We start from the raw sequence: 16950 nt of genomic DNA, 5'->3' as shown, positions 1-16950 counted from the left end.
TATGGACCGGCATTCTATTGACTTTTACGTATAAGTCAATTTTTCCGTCTTCCCAACACCTTCGCGTCCCTTAGCGGACGGCAAACCACCAGGTCGCCAGCCCCAGAAAGGCGAGGAAGCCCACAATGTCGGTAACGGCGGTCACGAAGACGCTTGAGGAGACCGCGGGGTCGGCACCCGCGCGGTCGAGAAGCATGGGGATCATGATACCGGCAAGGGCGGCCGCGCACATATTGATCAGCATGGCGGCGGCGATCACGCCGCCGATATTCAGATCGTGGAACCAGAAGGCCGCGACCGAGCCGATGGCAAGTCCGAACGCCAGGCCGTGCAGGACGCCGACGCCCGCCTCACGCCGCACGACGCGCCAGGCGTTGTGAATGTCGAGGTCGCGCGTGGCGAGCGCCCGCACCGTGACCGTCATTGTCTGGGAAGCCGCATTGCCACCCATGCCGGCGACGATCGGCATCAGCACGGCAAGTGCCACAATCTCCTCGATGGTCGCCTCGAACATGGAAATGACGGAAGCGGCAAGGAAGGCAGTGAGCAGGTTGACCAGAAGCCAGGGTGCGCGCGACCGGACAGTGTCGATGGTGGTATCCGACAGCTCCTCGTCGCCGACACCGCCGAGGCGCATGAGGTCTTCCTCGGCCTCTTCCTGAATAACGTCCACCACGTCGTCGATGGTCAGAACGCCGACAAGGCGGCCGTTTTCGTCCACAACGGCGGCGGAGAGAAGGTCATACTGTTCGAAAAGCTGTGCTGCCTCTTCCTGGTCCATGTCGGCAGGGATGGGGTGGTTCGTCTCGCGCATGACCGTTTCGATCTTCGCGCTGCGCGCCGTGCGCAGAATGCGGTCGAGATCGATGGCGCCGAGCAGGCGGAAGGTCGGATCGATGACGAATATCTGCGAGAAGCTCTCCGGCAAGTCGGCATCTTCGCGCAGGTAATCGATGGTCTGGCCGATTGTCCAGAACGGCGGCACGGCGACGAATTCCGTCTGCATGCGCCGGCCCGCGGTGCTCTCCGGGTAATCCAGCGAGCGGCGCAGGCGGATGCGCTCGGTAAACGGCAGCTTGGACAGGATTTCGTCCTGATCGGCCTCGTCGAGGTCTTCCAGAATGTAGACGGCGTCGTCCGAATCCATCTCGCCGATGGCCGCGGCGATCTGCTCGTTGGGCATGTGCTCGACGATGTCGAGACGGATCGCCTCATCGACCTCCGTCAGCGCGGACAGGTCGAAATCGTCGCCCAGAAGCGAAACGAGCTGGTGACGCTGCTCCGGCTGGATGGCCTCGAGAAGGTCGCCCAGTTCCGATTCATGCAGCCGCAGCACATGTCGGCGCAGGAACAGGAGGTCTCGGTCGGCAATCGCCGCACCGACATGCATGAGGAAATCCGAGCGGATCGAGCCGTCCTCGGCATAGATATCCTCGGCCGGAAAATTGGCCTGCTCGGCCTGCCCATCGCGGATACGGTCGTCGTCACCGGTGTTTTCCATCGGGGCGCTCCTTGTATCGGCTCGTCCCGCGCGGCACTTCGGCGAAGCGGGAACGATTGGGATTGCTGGGCAGGGCTCGGCGCGAAGCCCCGGTCGGAAGAGCCTTGCTTTCCATCGTGCTAAAGCAAAGCGCCCGGCCGGTCCATTGCCGAACAAGGCAAATGGTAGGGCGGCAAAAGAATTTAACAAGCTGTTGCAAATCAACGCTATTCGCGTCGCATCGGCCGTCGGCGAGCGGCGCGCATTCCCCACATGGCGCAAACACGCTAGGAACGCGCCAGCAACACACGAGCGGAGCAATCATGGCGATCCTGCCCATCCTTCGTTTTCCTGATCCGGGCCTGCGTATTGCCTGCCGGCCTGTCACAGTCTTCGATAGCCGCCTGGCCACACTTGCCGGCGATCTTGCCGACACGATGCGCGCGGCACCCGGCATCGGGATCACCGCCGCCCATGTCGGCATTTACGAACGCCTCACGGTCATCGAGCTCGACGGCCCGGCCTCGCAACGGGTCTATGTCAACCCGCAGGTAACATGGTCATCGCCGGGCATGCAGCGCCACACGGAGGGAAGCGTCTCCATGCCCGGCGTGACCGACGAGGTGGAGCGCCCTGCCCGCATCCGCGTTTCCTGGCAGGATCTCCAGGGCCGAAGCCATGAGGAGGAAGCGGATGGCCTTCTGGCCGTGTGCCTGCAGCACGAGATCGACCAGCTCGACGGCATCTTCTGGATCGACCGCCTCTCTCGGCTGAAGCGGGAGCGCATCGTCAGGAAGTTCAGGAAGACCGGCGCCTAAAGCGCAAAAAGGTCGGAACCACGCGCGGGGCAACACGTTTCTGCTCTATCAATCCCCGTGAAAAGGAGAAGACCGATGGTCACTGCAAATCAGATTCGCGAACACATGGAAGTCAAGGCTGCCGATGGCCGCCATGTCGGCACGGTCGACCATATGGAAGGCGACAGCCGCATCAAGCTGACCCGCAACGATTCCGACGACGGCCAGCACCACCTCATTCCGCTCGACTGGGTCGATCACGTCGATTCCCATGTGCATCTCAACAAGGACGCCGAGGATGTGAAGCGCGAATGGTCGTCGATGAACTGACCACGCAGCTCGCAAAAGACCAGGGAAGCCCGCCGCAAGGCGGGTTTTCCGTATGTGGATGACGGAACGATCCTCGCCCGCATTGCCGCCGCTTCCCCTCAACGACAAAAAATTGCTCGACAGCGACGTGGCGCTCTTGCCAAAACACAGGCAAGGCCGTTATCTGGGATCGACCTCGCTGGGAGAAACCGGCTGCCTCGATGAAGGGTAGCGCCGGTGCCGAAGGAGCAACCGCCCCGGAAACTCTCAGGCAAAAGGACCAGCAAGGTGCCGTCGAAACTCTGGAGAGAAGCGCGTGAGCGCTCGCCGAAGGGATAACAATCTCAGGCGAAGGGACAGAGGGGGCTCAGGAGAACGGCGCAGCTGCGCCTGAATTGTGAGCCGGCGCCTGGAGGATCAGGCGCCCAACGACTGGAGGGCGCCTTTGGACGGATCGTCTGAACTCAAGAAAACCCCGCTTCACGCGCTGAACGTTTCGCTCGGCGGTCGTATGGTGCCGTTTGCCGGCTATGACATGCCGGTACAGTACCCCGCCGGCGTGATGAAGGAACATCTGCACACCCGCGCCGCGGCCGGCCTGTTCGACGTGTCCCATATGGGCCAGGTCACGGTACGCGCCCGCTCAGGCGATAATACGGATGCGGCCCGCGCGCTGGAAACGCTGGTGCCGGTCGATATTGTCGGCCTTGCCGAAGGCCGCCAGCGCTATGCACTCTTCACCAATGACGAAGGCGGCATCCGCGACGACCTGATGATCGCCAACCGCGGCGACCACTTTTACGTGGTCGTCAACGCCGCCTGCAAGGACGCCGACTTCGCCTATATGCAGGAGAAGATCGGCGACATTTGCGAACTCACGCTGCACGACGACCGCGCGCTGGTCGCATTGCAGGGACCGCATGCGGAGGCGGTGCTGGCGGAACTGTGGGGCGACGTGTCGGCCATGCGGTTCATGGACGTGCGCGCCTGCGACCTGCACGACGCCCACTGCATCGTCTCGCGTTCGGGCTATACCGGCGAAGACGGTTTCGAAATCTCCATTCCCGCCGATCTCGCCGAGACCGTTTGTCGGCGCCTGCTCGATCATCCCGACGTGCTGCCCATCGGGCTCGGTGCGCGTGATTCACTGCGTCTCGAAGCCGGCCTGTGCCTCTACGGCAACGACATCGACACCGTCACGACGCCCGTCGAAGCCGGGCTGGAATGGGCGATACAGAAGGTCCGCCGCACAGGCGGGGAGCGTGCCGGTGGCTTTCCGGGCGCCGGTGTCATTCTCGACCAACTCGAAAATGGCGCTGCGCGCCGCCGCGTCGGCCTGCGCGCCGAGGGCCGTGCACCGGTTCGCGCCGACGCGGTGCTTGCGACCGACCCGGAGGGGCAGGATATCGTGGGTACCGTCACATCAGGCGGCTTCGGCCCCACAATCGATGGTCCGGTCGCCATGGGATACGTCGCCGGCAAGGCAACGGCGCCCGGAACCCATCTCTATGCCGGCGTGCGCGGCAAATTCCTGCCCGTCACCGTTGTCGCCATGCCCTTCGTCAAGAACACCTTCAAGCGCTGAACGGCGCACACCATCCCCATTCGAGAGAGGAACAAACATGCTGAAATTCACCGAAGAACATGAATGGCTGAAGATCGAGAACGGTGTCGCCACCGTCGGCATCACGACGCATGCCGCCGAACAGCTCGGCGACCTCGTCTTCGTCGAACTGCCGGAAGTGGGCGCGACTTTCTCCAAGGGCGGCGATGCGGCGACAGTCGAATCCGTGAAGGCGGCTTCCGACGTCTATTGTCCGCTCGATGGAGAGATCGTCGAAATCAACGAAGCGATCACCGCCGACCCCTCGCTCGTCAACAGCGACCCACAGGGTGCCGGCTGGTTCTTCAAGCTGAAGCTTGCCAATGCCGCCGACGCCGAGAGCCTGATGGACGAAGCCGCCTACAAGGAGCTTGTCGGCTGATGAACCTTCCCAAGGATTTTGCCTTTACCGATTACCAGCCCTACGACTTCGCCAACCGTCGCCACATCGGCCCCTCACCGACGGAGATGGAAGCGATGCTGAAGGTGATCGGCTATGACAGCCTCGATGCGCTGATCGACGACACCGTGCCCAAATCGATCCGCCAGACGAAGGCGCTCGAATGGGGCGCGCCGATGACCGAGCGCGAGGCGCTCGACAAGCTGCGCGAGACCGCCAACCGCAACAGGAAATTCGTCTCGCTGATCGGCCAAGGCTATTACGGCACCATCACGCCGCCGGTCATCCAGCGCAACATCCTGGAAAACCCGGCCTGGTACACCGCGTATACGCCCTACCAGCCGGAAATCAGCCAGGGCCGCCTCGAGGCGCTCCTGAACTACCAGACCATGGTCTGCGACCTGACCGGCCTCGATGTGGCGAATGCCTCGCTGCTCGACGAGGCGACGGCGGCGGCCGAAGCCATGGCGATGGCGCAGCGCGTGGCGAAATCCAAGGCGACCGCCTTCTTCGTGGACGAGAACTGCCATCCGCAGACGATCGCGCTGCTCAAGACGCGTTCCGAGCCGCTCGGCTGGCAGATCATCGTCGGCGACCCCTTCACCGATCTCGATCCGGTCGATGTCTTTGGCGCGATCTTCCAGTATCCCGGCACCTATGGCCATGTGCGCGACTTCACCGGCCTGAATGCGCGGCTGCACCAGACTGGTGCCATCGCCATCATGGCGGCCGATCCACTGGCACTGGCGCTGCTCAAGTCGCCCGGCGACATGGATGCAGACATCGCCATCGGCTGCACCCAGCGCTTTGGCGTGCCGGTCGGCTATGGTGGACCGCATGCCGCCTACATGGCCGTCAAGGATGCCTACAAGCGCTCCATGCCGGGCCGCCTCGTCGGCGTCTCCATCGACGCACGCGGCAACCGTGCCTACCGCCTCTCCCTCCAGACCCGCGAACAGCATATCCGCCGCGAAAAGGCGACATCGAACATCTGCACCGCGCAGGTGCTGCTCGCCGTCATGGCCTCGATGTATGCTGTCTTCCATGGTCCGCAGGGCCTCAAGGCGATTGCCCAGAGCATTCACCAGAAGACAGTGCGCCTCGCCAAGGGCCTCGAAAAACTCGGCTTCACGGTCGAGCCGGACGTGTTTTTTGACACGATAACCTTCCATGTCGGCAAGCTGCAGGGCATCATCCTCAAGACCGCTGTCGCGGAAGAGGTGAACCTGCGGAAGATCGGCAACGACCGCATCGGCATCAGCCTCGACGAGCGCTCACGCCCCGTCACGCTGGAGGCCGTCTGGCGTGCCTTCGGCGGCGACTTCGAGGTCTCGGAGTTCGAGCCGGATTACCGCCTGCCGGGCGATCTGTTGCGCACCAGTGAATACCTGACGCATCCGATCTTCCACATGAACCGCGCAGAAACCGAGATGACGCGCTATATCCGTCGTCTGTCCGACCGCGACCTCGCGCTCGACCGGGCAATGATCCCGCTCGGCTCCTGCACGATGAAGCTCAATGCGACGGCGGAAATGCTGCCGATCACATGGCCGGAATTCGCCGAGATCCACCCCTTCGTGCCGGCCGACCAGGCGCAGGGCTACCGGCATCTCATCGAAGACCTGTCGCAGAAGCTCTGCGATATCACCGGCTATGACGCCGTCTCCATGCAGCCGAATTCCGGCGCGCAGGGCGAATATGCCGGACTGCTGACGATCCGCGCCTATCACCTCGCCAATGGAGACACGCATCGCGACGTCTGCCTCATCCCGACCTCCGCGCATGGCACCAACCCGGCTTCCGCCCAGATGGCCGGCATGAAGGTCGTCGTCGTGAAAGTGTCCGAGAACGGCGACATCGACATGGAGGATTTCCGAGCGAAAGCAGAGCAGTACGCGGAAAACCTCTCGTGCTGCATGATCACCTACCCGTCGACGCATGGCGTATTCGAGGAGAATGTGCGCGAGATCTGCGAAATCGTGCACAGCCATGGCGGCCAGGTCTATATCGACGGCGCCAACATGAACGCCATGGTGGGCCTTGCCCGCCCGGGCGATATCGGCGGTGACGTTTCCCATCTCAACCTGCACAAGACCTTCTGCATTCCGCATGGCGGCGGCGGCCCGGGCATGGGACCGATCGGCGTGAAGGCGCATCTGGCGCCCCACCTTCCGGAAAGCCCGCTGACGGGCGAGGCTGGCGCGGTTTCGGCAGCGCCTTTCGGCTCGGCCTCCATCCTGCCGATCTCCTGGAGCTACTGCCTCATGATGGGCGGAGCAGGCCTGACGCAGGCGACGAAGGTCGCGATCCTCAATGCGAACTACATCGCCGCCCGCCTGAAGGGCGCCTATGATGTGCTCTACAAGTCCGCCAAGGGCCGTGTGGCGCATGAATGCATCATCGACACGCGCCCCCTGGTCGACAGCGCCGGCGTGACCGTCGACGACATCGCAAAGCGCCTGATCGACTGCGGCTTCCACGCACCGACCATGAGCTGGCCGGTCGCAGGCACGCTGATGATCGAACCGACAGAATCGGAGACCAAGGCGGAGATCGACCGTTTCTGCGATGCGATGCTGGCAATCCGCGAGGAGGCTCGCGCCATCGAGGAGGGCCGGATGGACCGGGCCAACAACCCGCTGAAGAACGCGCCGCACACGGTGGAAGACCTCGTCGGCGAATGGGATCGCCCCTATTCGCGCGAGCAGGCCTGCTATCCACCGGGCGCCTTCCGCGTCGACAAGTACTGGTCACCGGTCAACCGTGTCGACAACGTTTATGGCGACCGCAACCTCGTATGCTCCTGCCCGCCGCTGGAGGACTACGCGGACGCGGCGGAATAGACTGCGACAAGCATTCGAACCCCGGCCGATCGATCGGCCGGGGTTTTTCCATTTCGGGCAGGGAAAGGTCAGGGCGAGACGGCGACGTCCACCCAGAAACGCGTGAAGCCCTCCGCGAATTCGCGGTAGCCGCTCAACGTCGAAGGTTTCACGGCATAGGCATTGGCGCCGCTCTCATAGGCGCGGTTGATATCGTTCATACTCGACGAAGAGGACAACATGATGACGGGCGTCACCGCCGTGCGCGGCTGGCTGCGCAGCCGCTTCAGGAGATCCACACCGCTGATGCCTGGCATGTTGATGTCGAGAAGGATGTAATCGAAGACCTCGGCGTCGAGGCGGTCGCTTGCGGCTTTCGCATCGGCGACATGGGTGATGTCGAGCGTGCTGCCGGCATCGCTGAAGGCGCGCAGGACGAAACGCACATCCACGGGATCGTCATCAACGACGATCAGTTTCCTCGCCAGACTTCCCACGATCGTTCCCCCTTGGCTTCGCAGTTTGCGGAAACGTCACGACGAAGCGTGCGCCCGGACCATAGCTCGTGTCAAGGGTGATCAAGCCATTGTGGCTCTCCGCGATCCGGCGTGCCAGAGCGAGGCCGATGCCCGTGCCCTGATAGACGGTTTCGTTGCGGTGCAACCGCTGGAACACTTCGAAGATGCGATCGACATGCTGCGGATCGATGCCGATGCCCTCGTCCTCCACGACGAAATCGAGCCCCGCCTCGTTTTCCCGGCAGTAGACACGCACGACCGGCGCGCATTCGGGGCGGCGGTATTTCAATGCATTGCCGATGAGGTTCTGCGCGAGGCGCTTCAGGAGTTCGCGGTCACCCATGACCGCGGGCATGGCGGCGACCTCGACGGTTCCGCCGCTTTCCTGCACGTGGCTTTCGAGCAGCGCCAGCGCATCGTGCACCACGCCGGACAGGTCCACCGGCTTGGGCGCGGCGATGCGGTAGGCGATCTGCGAATATTCCAGCAGGCTGTCGATGATGCGCCGCATGCGCGCCGCGCTCTTGCGCACATGATCGGCATAATTGGGCAGTTCGGCGAATTCCCCACGATGCAGGTCCTCCGAAATCATCTCGGCGAACATGGAGAGATGCCGCAGCGGCGCCTTGAGGTCGTGTGAGACGGTGGCGGTGAACTGGTCGAGCGCTTCATTCTTGCGGCGCAGCTCGTCGGCCTGCGCCTCCACACGGGCCTGTTGCCGCTTCGTCTCGGTAATGTCGCGGCCGATCGCCACCACCTCGCAGACGCCATCGTCATCGAAGGTCGCCACTGCCGTCCAGAGCATCCAGTCCTGCTCGCCATCCGCGCCCTGCGTAGAGATTTCCCGCGTCTTGACCGGCCGCTCCGGCGTGTAACCCGCGATATCGATCAAGGCGGCCGTCTGCTCGGGCGCACAGGCGACATCGCGCAGGCAGACCCCGATCAGCGCATCGGCGGTCGAGCCGACATGGTGTGCGTAGCTGTCATTGGCGAACAGGATGGAAAGGTTGCGGTCGAACCGCACGATCATGTCGGGCAGGATTTGCAGCAGCGAGAAGTACTCGCGCCGCTTCTCCTCCAGCGCCGCCTCGGTGCGCTTGAGCTCCGTTACATCGATGCGCAGCGCCACGATATCGCCGGTCTCGGCCACATGGCTTTCGGCGCGAAGCCAGCGGTCGTCACCGAAGCTGAAGACATCGCCGCCGCTGCCTGCGGTGCGATGGCTGGCCAGACGCGCACGCACGATGGCCTCGGCCTCCGACGTGCCCTCGCGAATGTCCGGAAACATGCCTGCGCGGATATTGGCGCGCACGATGCTCTCGAAGGTCGCACCGACACGCACCGCGTCCCGCGCCCTGCCACAGCGCTCGCGATAGGAGCGATTGAACAGGACGAGCCGCTCGTTCCGGTCGAAAATGGCAAAACCCTCTTCCATCGTGTCGAGGGCGGAGGCGATGCGCTGGCCGAGCAGGATCTGCTCGCCATGGCTGCCGCCACTGAGAAGGCTGCGCAGGAGAAGCGCGTAACGCGGCCCGTCCGCCTCGCCGGGCAGTGCGATGACATGAGCCGTGGCCTCGAGCCCGGCATTCGGGCCGACCTTGAAGAGGAAGGGATGGGCATTCTCCCGCCCGCCGGCGGCATGACGTGCGAAGATATCGGCAATTGCGGGGTCGTCGATGACGGGCGAGCCCGGTGCGCTTGCATCGCCCGCAACCCGGCCGAAGACGCGGGCGGCCGCGTCGTTGCAGGAGAGGATGCACGCCTGCGCATCAACGATCAGAACGGGAAACGGCAGATCCTGGTAAAGTGCGGCGGTAAAACCTGTCATTGCCCGCCCTCCTTCGCGCTCAAGCCGGCATCAAGCCCTTCGCCGGCTGCGGGAGCCTAGGCAAAACGGCTGGCGAAGGAAAGATGCCGGAAAGGCTTTTCGCAGCTCAGGCGCGCACGGTCGGCTGACCGGCAGCAGCCAGCGCGGCAAGGTCGGCAGGCTTCAGCTCGACCGATTCGCCGCATCCGCAGGCGGAAGTCTGGTTGGGATTGTGGAAAGTGAAGCCGGAGCGCAGCGTCGTCACCTCGAAATCCATCTCTGTGCCGAGCAGGTAAAGCACGGCTTCCGGCGCCACCCAGACACGGGCCCCGTTCTTTTCGATCAGGTCGTCCTTGGCATTGGCTTCGGTCACGAGGTCGATGGAATACTCCATGCCCGCGCAACCGCCCTTCTTGATGCCGACGCGGATGCCCGACGCGCCATCGCCGGCATTGTCGACGATGGCCTTTACCCGGTCCGCCGCCGCATCCGTGAGCTTCATAACTGCAAAGGCCATGGTCATTTCTCCTTCGCCGACCGGGTTCAAGGCCCGATGGTTCCGACTCTGAATCTAGTGCCGCCGGGTGCCGCGATCAATAGCGTAACGCCGCCGGGCGTTCGGCCTCAGTACCAGCCGACGGCGACCTGCGCCTCTTCCGACATGCGGTCGGGCGTCCACGGCGGATCGAAGGTCATGGAAACCTCCACGCCCGATACGCCTTCGACGGCGCCCACGGCGTTTTCCACCCAACCCGGCATTTCGCCGGCGACGGGGCAGCCCGGCGCCGTCAGCGTCATGTCGATCTTGACCATGCGGTCGTCTTCGATGTCGATCTTGTAGATCAGGCCGAGTTCGAAGATATCGGCCGGGATTTCCGGGTCATAGACCGTCTTGAGGGCGGCGATGACATCATCTGAAAGACGCGCCAGCTCGTCGGCCGGAATGGCCGAACGCACGATGCCTTCACGGACGTCGATCTTGTCTTCGGTTGTGTCGAGGGACATGTTCCACCTCCTCAGGCGAAGAATTTGCGAGCATGGTCGAGCGCGTCGGCCAGGGCATCGACTTCGGCGCGCGTGTTGTAAAGGCCGAACGATGCCCGGCATGTGGAGGTCACGCCGAAGCGTTTCAAGAGCGGCTGCGCACAATGGGTGCCGGCGCGCACCGCAACCCCTGCCCGATCGATGACCATCGAGACGTCATGGGCATGGATGCCTTCCAGTTCAAAGGAAAAGATCGAGCCCTTGCCGGGCGCCGTGCCGAAGATCTTCAACGAATTGATCGCCGACAGACGCTCATGGGCATAGTCACGCAGATCGGCTTCATGGGCCGAAATCGCCGCACGGCCGATGTTTTCCATATAGTCGAGCGCATAGCCAAGGCCGATCGCCTGCACGATGGGCGGCGTGCCGGCCTCGAACCGGTGCGGCGGGTCGTTGTAGGTGACGATGTCCTCGGTAACGTCGACGATCATCTCGCCACCGCCCTGGAAGGGACGCATCTCCTTCAGCCGATCCATCTTTCCGTAGAGCACGCCGATGCCCGAGGGGCCGTAGAGCTTGTGGCCGGTCATGACATACCAGTCGCAGTCAATGTCGCGCACATCCACCGGCATGTGCACCGCGCCCTGCGAGCCGTCCACCAGAACCGGAATGCCGCGCTCGCGGGCGATGCGGCAGATTTCCTTCACGGGAACGATGGTGCCGAGCGCATTCGACATATGCGTGATGGCAATGAGCTTGGTGCGCTCGCTGAGGCACTTCTCGAATTCTTCGATATGGAAGGCGCCCGCCTCGTCCACCGGCGCCCAGACGAGCTTGGCGCCCTGCCGCTCGCGGATAAAGTGCCACGGCACGATGTTGGAGTGATGCTCCATGATCGACAGCACGATCTCGTCGCCCTCGCCGATCTTCGGCATGCCGTAGCCATAGGCGACCGTGTTGATCGCCTCGGTCGAGGACTTCGTGAAGACGATCTCATCGACCGAAGAGGCGTTCAGGAAACGGCGCACCTTCTCGCGCGCCGCCTCATAGGCATCGGTCGCCGCATTCGACAGGAAGTGAAGGCCGCGATGCACATTGGCATATTCGTTCGAATAGGCGTGCGAGATCGCGTCGATTACCGACTGCGGCTTCTGTGCTGAGGCACCGTTGTCGAGATAGACCAGCGGCTTGCCATAGACTGTCTTCGACAGGATCGGGAAATCCTTGCGGATCGCCTCGACATCATAGGTCTTTGCCGGAACGTGTTCCATCTCGATGGTCCTTGCTTGCGCAATCCCGCAGGCAAGGGAGGGCCTGCCTGCCGGGATTGCTCAGGGTTACGCGTGCTTCTCGAGCCAGTCGGCGATCACGCCTTCCAGTGCTTCGACCAGCGGCTCGTCTTCCAGCTCCTCGACGATCTCGGCGACGAAGGCATTGACAAGCATGGCGCGTGCCTTGTTTTCCGGAATGCCGCGCGCCATCAGGTAATAGAGCTGCGTGTGGTCGATGTCGATCACGGTCGCGCCGTGGCCGCACTGCACATCATCGGCGAAGATTTCCAGTTCCGGCTTGGCGGAGAAGTCTGCCTCGTCGGAGAGCAGCAGCGTGTTGCACGACATCTTCGCGTCGGTCTTCTGGGCGTCTGGGGCCACACGGATCTGGCCCTGGAAGACGCCGCGAGCGCGATCGAAGATCACGTTGCGGATGACTTCCGTAGACGTCGTGTTCGGCACGTTGTGGCCGACGGTGAAGGTCACGTCGTTGTGCGTCTCGCCGCCGAGCAGGTTGATACCGCGCAGCACGAGATCAGAGCCCTCGCCCGACACCACGACGTGAATTTCCTGCCGCACGAGCTTGCCGCCCGCATTGATGACGTAGAGACGAAGCTTCGCATCGGTGCCCAGCGTGATGCGGATCTGGCCGAGATGCGTATCGGCACCGCCCTGCGCCTGGAAGATGATCCAGGTGATTTCTGCGCCATCGGACAGCGTGATGTCGCTGACGGTCGTGACGAAAGCGGCGTTCTCGCCGGTCGACACATGGCGCTCGATGACGGTTGCCTTCGACTGTGCGCCGAAGGTCGCCGGGAAACGCGTATGCGTCTGGCCGGCATTCTGCGTCGTCTGGATTTCAACGGGCGTCGTGAGTTCCGTGCCGGCGGGAATGTCGAGCACGAATCCATCGCGCACGAAGGCGCCGTTGAGGCGTCCGATCGTATCGTCAGCGTCGCGGGCAACGAGGCCCGCGGCTGCTGTGCCGTCCAGCAGCGCATCCGCAAAGCGGGTCACCGTCACGCCGTCGGCGGACGCCCGCTTGTCGGCAACGCCGTTGACGACCGACAGCACGCTTGCACCCTCGACGAGCGGCTCGATCCTGTCGGCGGAAGCCGCCGGATCGAAGGCCGGAACGGCGCGCAAAAGAGCCTTGAGATCGGTATAATGCCACGCCTCGACGCGACGTGTCGGAAGGCCAGCTTCCTTGAAATCGCTGATCAGCACATCGCGCGCCGCCAGCACGGCGCCATCGCCCGGCAATTCGCCGATGGCCTGGTCATAGGCGTCGCACAGCGCCGTTTCGGCGACAGAAAGCGTCTTGCCTGTCTGCATGTTCATGAGATCACTCCTTCGCGATGCTTCAGGCAGCAGCCCCGATGATGTCGGCATAGCCGTTTGCTTCCAGCTCATGTGCCAGCGTCTTGTCGCCGGACTTGATGACCTGGCCCTTGTAGAGAACGTGGACCGTATCGGGCACGATATAGTCGAGCAGGCGCTGGTAGTGGGTGATGACGATGACCGCACGGTCGGGCGAACGCAGCGCGTTGACACCATCGGCCACGATCTTCAGCGCATCGATGTCGAGACCGGAATCGGTTTCGTCGAGAACGCACAGCTTCGGCTCAAGCAGGGACATCTGCAGGATTTCGGCACGCTTCTTCTCACCGCCGGAGAAGCCGACATTGAGCGGACGGCGCAGCATTTCCGGCGCGATCTTGAGTTCGGCGGCCGCTTCCTTGACGCGGCGCATGAAGTCCGGCGTCGTCAGCTCGCCCTCGCCGCGCGCCTTGCGCTGCTCATTCATCGCGACCTTGAGGAACTGCATGGTGGCAACGCCGGGGATTTCGACCGGATACTGGAAGGCGAGGAAGATGCCCTTGGAGGCACGCTCGGCCGGGTCCAGTTCCAGGATGCTCTCGCCGTTATAGAGAATGTCGCCTTCGGTGACTTCGTAGTCTTCGCGGCCGGACAGGATGTAGGAGAGCGTCGACTTGCCGGAGCCGTTCGGGCCCATGATGGCGGCGACTTCGCCGGCCTTCACGGTGAGGTTCAGGCCGCGGATGATCTCGGTGCCGTCTTCGGCGATGCGGGCGTGCAGGTTCTTGATTTCAAGCATGGACATATCCTTCTCGGACGAATTCGTGGTGTGGCGCGCGGATTTTCGCGCGCCTGAACTTCAATGAATGGAGGTCAGCCGACCGAGCCTTCCAGCGAGATGCCGATGAGCTTCTGCGCCTCGACGGCGAATTCCATCGGCAGTTCCTGGATGACTTCCTTGACGAAGCCGTTGACGATGAGGGCAATGGCCGCTTCCGTCGGAATACCGCGCTGCAGGCAGTAGAACAGCTGGTCCTCGGAGATCTTCGAGGTGGTCGCTTCGTGCTCGAACTGGGCCGTCGCGTTCTTCGCCTCGATATAGGGCACGGTATGCGCGCCGCACTTGTCACCGATCAGAAGCGAGTCGCACTGGGTGAAGTTGCGCGCGTTCTCCGCCTTGCGGTGGGCCGAGACCTGGCCGCGATAGGTGTTGTTGGAGAAACCGGCGGAAATGCCCTTCGAGACGATACGGCTCGACGTGTTCTTGCCGAGATGGATCATCTTGGTGCCGCTGTCGATCTGCTGATGACCGTTGGAAACGGCAATCGAGTAGAACTCGCCGCGCGAACCATCGCCGCGCAGGATGCAGGACGGATACTTCCAGGTGATCGCGGAGCCGGTCTCGACCTGCGTCCACGAGATCTTGGAATTCTTGCCCCGGCAATCGCCGCGCTTGGTGACGAAGTTGTAGATGCCGCCCTTGCCTTCCTTGTCGCCCGGATACCAGTTCTGGACGGTGGAATACTTGATTTCGGCATCATCGAGCGCAACCAGCTCGACGACGGCGGCGTGCAACTGGTTTTCGTCGCGTTGCGGCGCGGTGCAGCCTTCGAGATAGGACACGTAGGCGCCCTCTTCCGCAATGATCAGCGTGCGCTCGAACTGGCCGGTGTTTTTCTCGTTGATACGGAAGTAGGTCGACAGTTCCATCGGGCAACGAACGCCCTTCGGCACGAAAACGAAGGAACCGTCCGTGAAGACGGCCGAGTTCAGCGTCGCGTAGAAGTTGTCGGTCGTCGGAACGACGGTGCCGAGATACTTCTTCACGAGGTCGGGATACTCGCGGATGGCTTCTGAGATCGACATGAAGATCACGCCGGCCTTTTTCAGCTCTTCCTTGAAGGTCGTGACGACCGAAACCGAATCGAACACCGCATCGACAGCGATCTTCGAGGTCTGCACGCCAGCAAGGATTTCCTGCTCGCGCAGCGGGATGCCAAGCTTCTCGTACATCTTCAGAAGCTCGGGATCGACTTCGTCGATGGACTTCGGGCCGCTCTGGTTCTTCGGCGCTGCATAGTAATAGAGATCGTTGAAGTCGACCTTCGGATACTCGACGCGCGCCCAGGTGGGCTCTTCCAGCGTCAGCCAGCGGCGATAGGCCTCAAGACGCCATTCGAGCATCCACTCGGGCTCGTCCTTCTTGGCCGAGATGAAACGGATGATCTCCTCGGAAAGACCCTTCGGGGCCTTCTCCATTTCGATGTTCGTTTCGAAACCGTATTTGTACTGGTCGACGTCAATCTGACGGACCTGATCGATCGTTTCCTGCACCGCAGGCATATCGTTCTCCAATCTTGCCGGATCCAAGGTCCGGCAGTTTGTCAACGTGTGGCGGTCTACCGCCGGTTATGTAAGGGCCAAAGGGCGCTTTTCACACCTTTTGGCAAGCAAAAACTTGCGTTCCCGCAAGTTTTGCATCAGGCGGCACGCCGGCGCGATACGACGCGCGAGAATGCAGCCAGAAAGCGTTCCACATCCGCCTCCGTCGAACCCGGTCCGAGCGAGACGCGAAGCCCGCCGAGCGCGGCATCGAAGCCCATCGCCGTCAGCACGTGGCTCTGCCCGACCTTGCCGGACGAGCAGGCCGAACCGGCCGAAAGCGCGATACCCTCCAGATCAAAGGCGATCTGGCCGGTCTCGGACTTCAGGCCCGGCAGGCTGAAGAACGAGGTGTTGGCGACACGCTCGACCTCGGCGCCATGAATGACCACGTCGTTGGTTGCCGCGCGCATGCCCTTTTCAAGCGCATCGCGAAGACCGGCAATGCGACTGTTGCGCGCGGCCGGCTCCTCGGTCGCACTTCGGGCGGCAGCGCCGAAGCCGGCGAGTGCTGCCGGGTTTTCCGTGCCGGAACGATGCCCCTTCTCCTGCCCGCCGCCGCGGATCAGCGGCACCGGCATCAGCACTTCGCCGCGCGAGACGAGCGCGCCAGCCCCCTTGGGGCCGCCGAGCTTGTGCGACGTCAGGATCAGGAAATCGGCGTCAAGCGCCTCGATGTCGACCGGTACGCGGCCGACAGCCTGAACCGCGTCAACGACGAGAAGGCCACCGTGGCGCCGCACGATCTCGGCCACCGCCTTCACAGGCTGGACGATGCCGGTCTCGTTGTTGGCAAGCATGACGGCGACCATCGGCAGGCCGGTCGCCTCGTCGTGGTTGTGCAGCAAGGTCTCGAGCGCGTCGAAGTCAACGACACCGGCACGCGTGACCGGAATGGTCGTCACGTTCTCGCGGGCAAAGCGGCCACCTTCGCGGATGGCCGGATGCTCGATTTCGCTGGCGTAGAGGTGCCCGATCGCGAGCGGCGTGCGTCCCATGCGATAATTTGGCGTGAGAACGAGGTTCGCTGCCTCGGTCGCACCGCTGGTGAAAATGACATTGGCGGGCGCGGCATTGACGAGCACAGCCACATCACGGCGCGCGGCCTCCACCAGCATGCGCAATGCACGGCCCTCGCCATGCACCGAAGACGGATTACCCACCATGTCGAGCGCCGCGACAAAGGCGTCACGCGCCGCCGGCAGCAAGGGCGCCGTCGCGTTCCAGTCCAGATATGTGCGCTCGGTTTTGGTCATT

15 protein-coding genes and 1 riboswitch are annotated in these 16950 nt (G+C 63.0%); of the genes, 5 read left to right on the top strand and 10 right to left on the bottom strand.

The features are described from left to right. Positions 1-70: 70 nt before the first annotated feature. Positions 71-1501, bottom strand: coding sequence for a magnesium transporter (gene mgtE, locus MNR02_RS07990; protein WP_241948740.1), 1431 nt, complete (start codon positions 1499-1501; stop codon positions 71-73). 302 nt (positions 1502-1803) lie between these two features. Between mgtE and MNR02_RS07985 the strand changes: the two genes are divergently transcribed. The 5 genes from MNR02_RS07985 to gcvP all read left to right on the top strand — a co-directional run bounded on the left by MNR02_RS07985 (position 1804) and on the right by gcvP (position 7432). Continuing rightward, complete coding sequence (locus MNR02_RS07985; protein WP_241948739.1) at positions 1804-2298, top strand: peptide deformylase; 495 nt, start codon at positions 1804-1806, stop codon at positions 2296-2298. 75 nt (positions 2299-2373) lie between these two features. After that, positions 2374-2607 (top strand): DUF2171 domain-containing protein, encoded by a 234-nt coding sequence (locus MNR02_RS07980; RefSeq protein WP_241948738.1) that lies wholly within the window; start codon positions 2374-2376, stop codon positions 2605-2607. Positions 2608-2776: 169 nt separating this feature from the next. Further along, a riboswitch (glycine riboswitch) is annotated at positions 2777-2879 on the top strand. A 218-nt stretch (positions 2880-3097) separates the two neighbouring features. Continuing rightward, a complete protein-coding gene (gcvT, locus tag MNR02_RS07975; RefSeq protein ID WP_371746741.1) occupies positions 3098-4171 on the top strand; it encodes a glycine cleavage system aminomethyltransferase GcvT in 1074 nt (357 codons plus the stop codon). Positions 4172-4208: 37 nt separating this feature from the next. Continuing rightward, a complete protein-coding gene (gene gcvH / locus MNR02_RS07970; RefSeq protein ID WP_241599154.1) occupies positions 4209-4571 on the top strand; it encodes a glycine cleavage system protein GcvH in 363 nt (120 codons plus the stop codon). After that, entirely contained in the window at positions 4571-7432 is a 2862-nt protein-coding gene (gcvP, locus tag MNR02_RS07965) for an aminomethyl-transferring glycine dehydrogenase (protein WP_241948736.1), read from the top strand. The genes gcvH and gcvP overlap by 1 nt, the downstream gene beginning before the upstream one ends. A 68-nt stretch (positions 7433-7500) precedes the next feature. On the opposite strand, the gene MNR02_RS07960 is transcribed toward gcvP, so the two are convergent. The 9 genes from MNR02_RS07960 to MNR02_RS07920 form a co-directional block, all read right to left on the bottom strand. Then, on the bottom strand, positions 7501-7908 hold the full coding sequence (locus MNR02_RS07960; protein WP_241948735.1) for a response regulator: 408 nt from the start codon (positions 7906-7908) through the stop codon (positions 7501-7503). Further along, entirely contained in the window at positions 7874-9757 is a 1884-nt protein-coding gene (locus MNR02_RS07955; protein WP_241948734.1) for an ATP-binding protein, read from the bottom strand. Before MNR02_RS07955 ends, MNR02_RS07960 begins: the two co-directional genes overlap by 35 nt. A 106-nt stretch (positions 9758-9863) precedes the next feature. Further along, the gene (gene sufA, locus MNR02_RS07950) at positions 9864-10253 is read right to left on the bottom strand and encodes a Fe-S cluster assembly scaffold SufA (RefSeq protein WP_241599145.1); all 390 of its coding nucleotides are present in this window, start codon (positions 10251-10253) and stop codon (positions 9864-9866) included. Between the two features lie 107 nt (positions 10254-10360). Next, positions 10361-10741 (bottom strand): SUF system Fe-S cluster assembly protein, encoded by a 381-nt coding sequence (locus MNR02_RS07945; protein WP_241948733.1) that lies wholly within the window; start codon positions 10739-10741, stop codon positions 10361-10363. Between the two features lie 11 nt (positions 10742-10752). Then, positions 10753-11991: a cysteine desulfurase gene (locus MNR02_RS07940; protein ID WP_241948732.1), complete on the bottom strand. Its 1239-nt coding sequence runs from the start codon at positions 11989-11991 to the stop codon at positions 10753-10755. A gap of 66 nt (positions 11992-12057) precedes the next feature. Next, the gene (gene sufD, locus MNR02_RS07935; protein ID WP_241948731.1) at positions 12058-13332 is read right to left on the bottom strand and encodes a Fe-S cluster assembly protein SufD; all 1275 of its coding nucleotides are present in this window, start codon (positions 13330-13332) and stop codon (positions 12058-12060) included. Positions 13333-13354: 22 nt separating this feature from the next. Beyond that, positions 13355-14110 (bottom strand): Fe-S cluster assembly ATPase SufC, encoded by a 756-nt coding sequence (gene sufC / locus MNR02_RS07930; RefSeq protein ID WP_241599137.1) that lies wholly within the window; start codon positions 14108-14110, stop codon positions 13355-13357. 74 nt (positions 14111-14184) lie between these two features. Beyond that, positions 14185-15654: a Fe-S cluster assembly protein SufB gene (gene sufB / locus MNR02_RS07925; protein WP_241948730.1), complete on the bottom strand. Its 1470-nt coding sequence runs from the start codon at positions 15652-15654 to the stop codon at positions 14185-14187. Positions 15655-15791: 137 nt separating this feature from the next. Then, positions 15792-16949 (bottom strand): cysteine desulfurase family protein, encoded by a 1158-nt coding sequence (locus MNR02_RS07920; RefSeq protein ID WP_241948729.1) that lies wholly within the window; start codon positions 16947-16949, stop codon positions 15792-15794. Position 16950: the final 1 nt, after the last annotated feature.

Source organism: Shinella sp. H4-D48, assembly GCF_022637395.1.
In the GTDB taxonomy this organism is placed as follows: domain Bacteria; phylum Pseudomonadota; class Alphaproteobacteria; order Rhizobiales; family Rhizobiaceae; genus Shinella; species Shinella sedimenti.
Note: the sequence above shows the minus strand (reverse complement) of the source record. Positions and strands in the feature narration are given on the sequence as shown.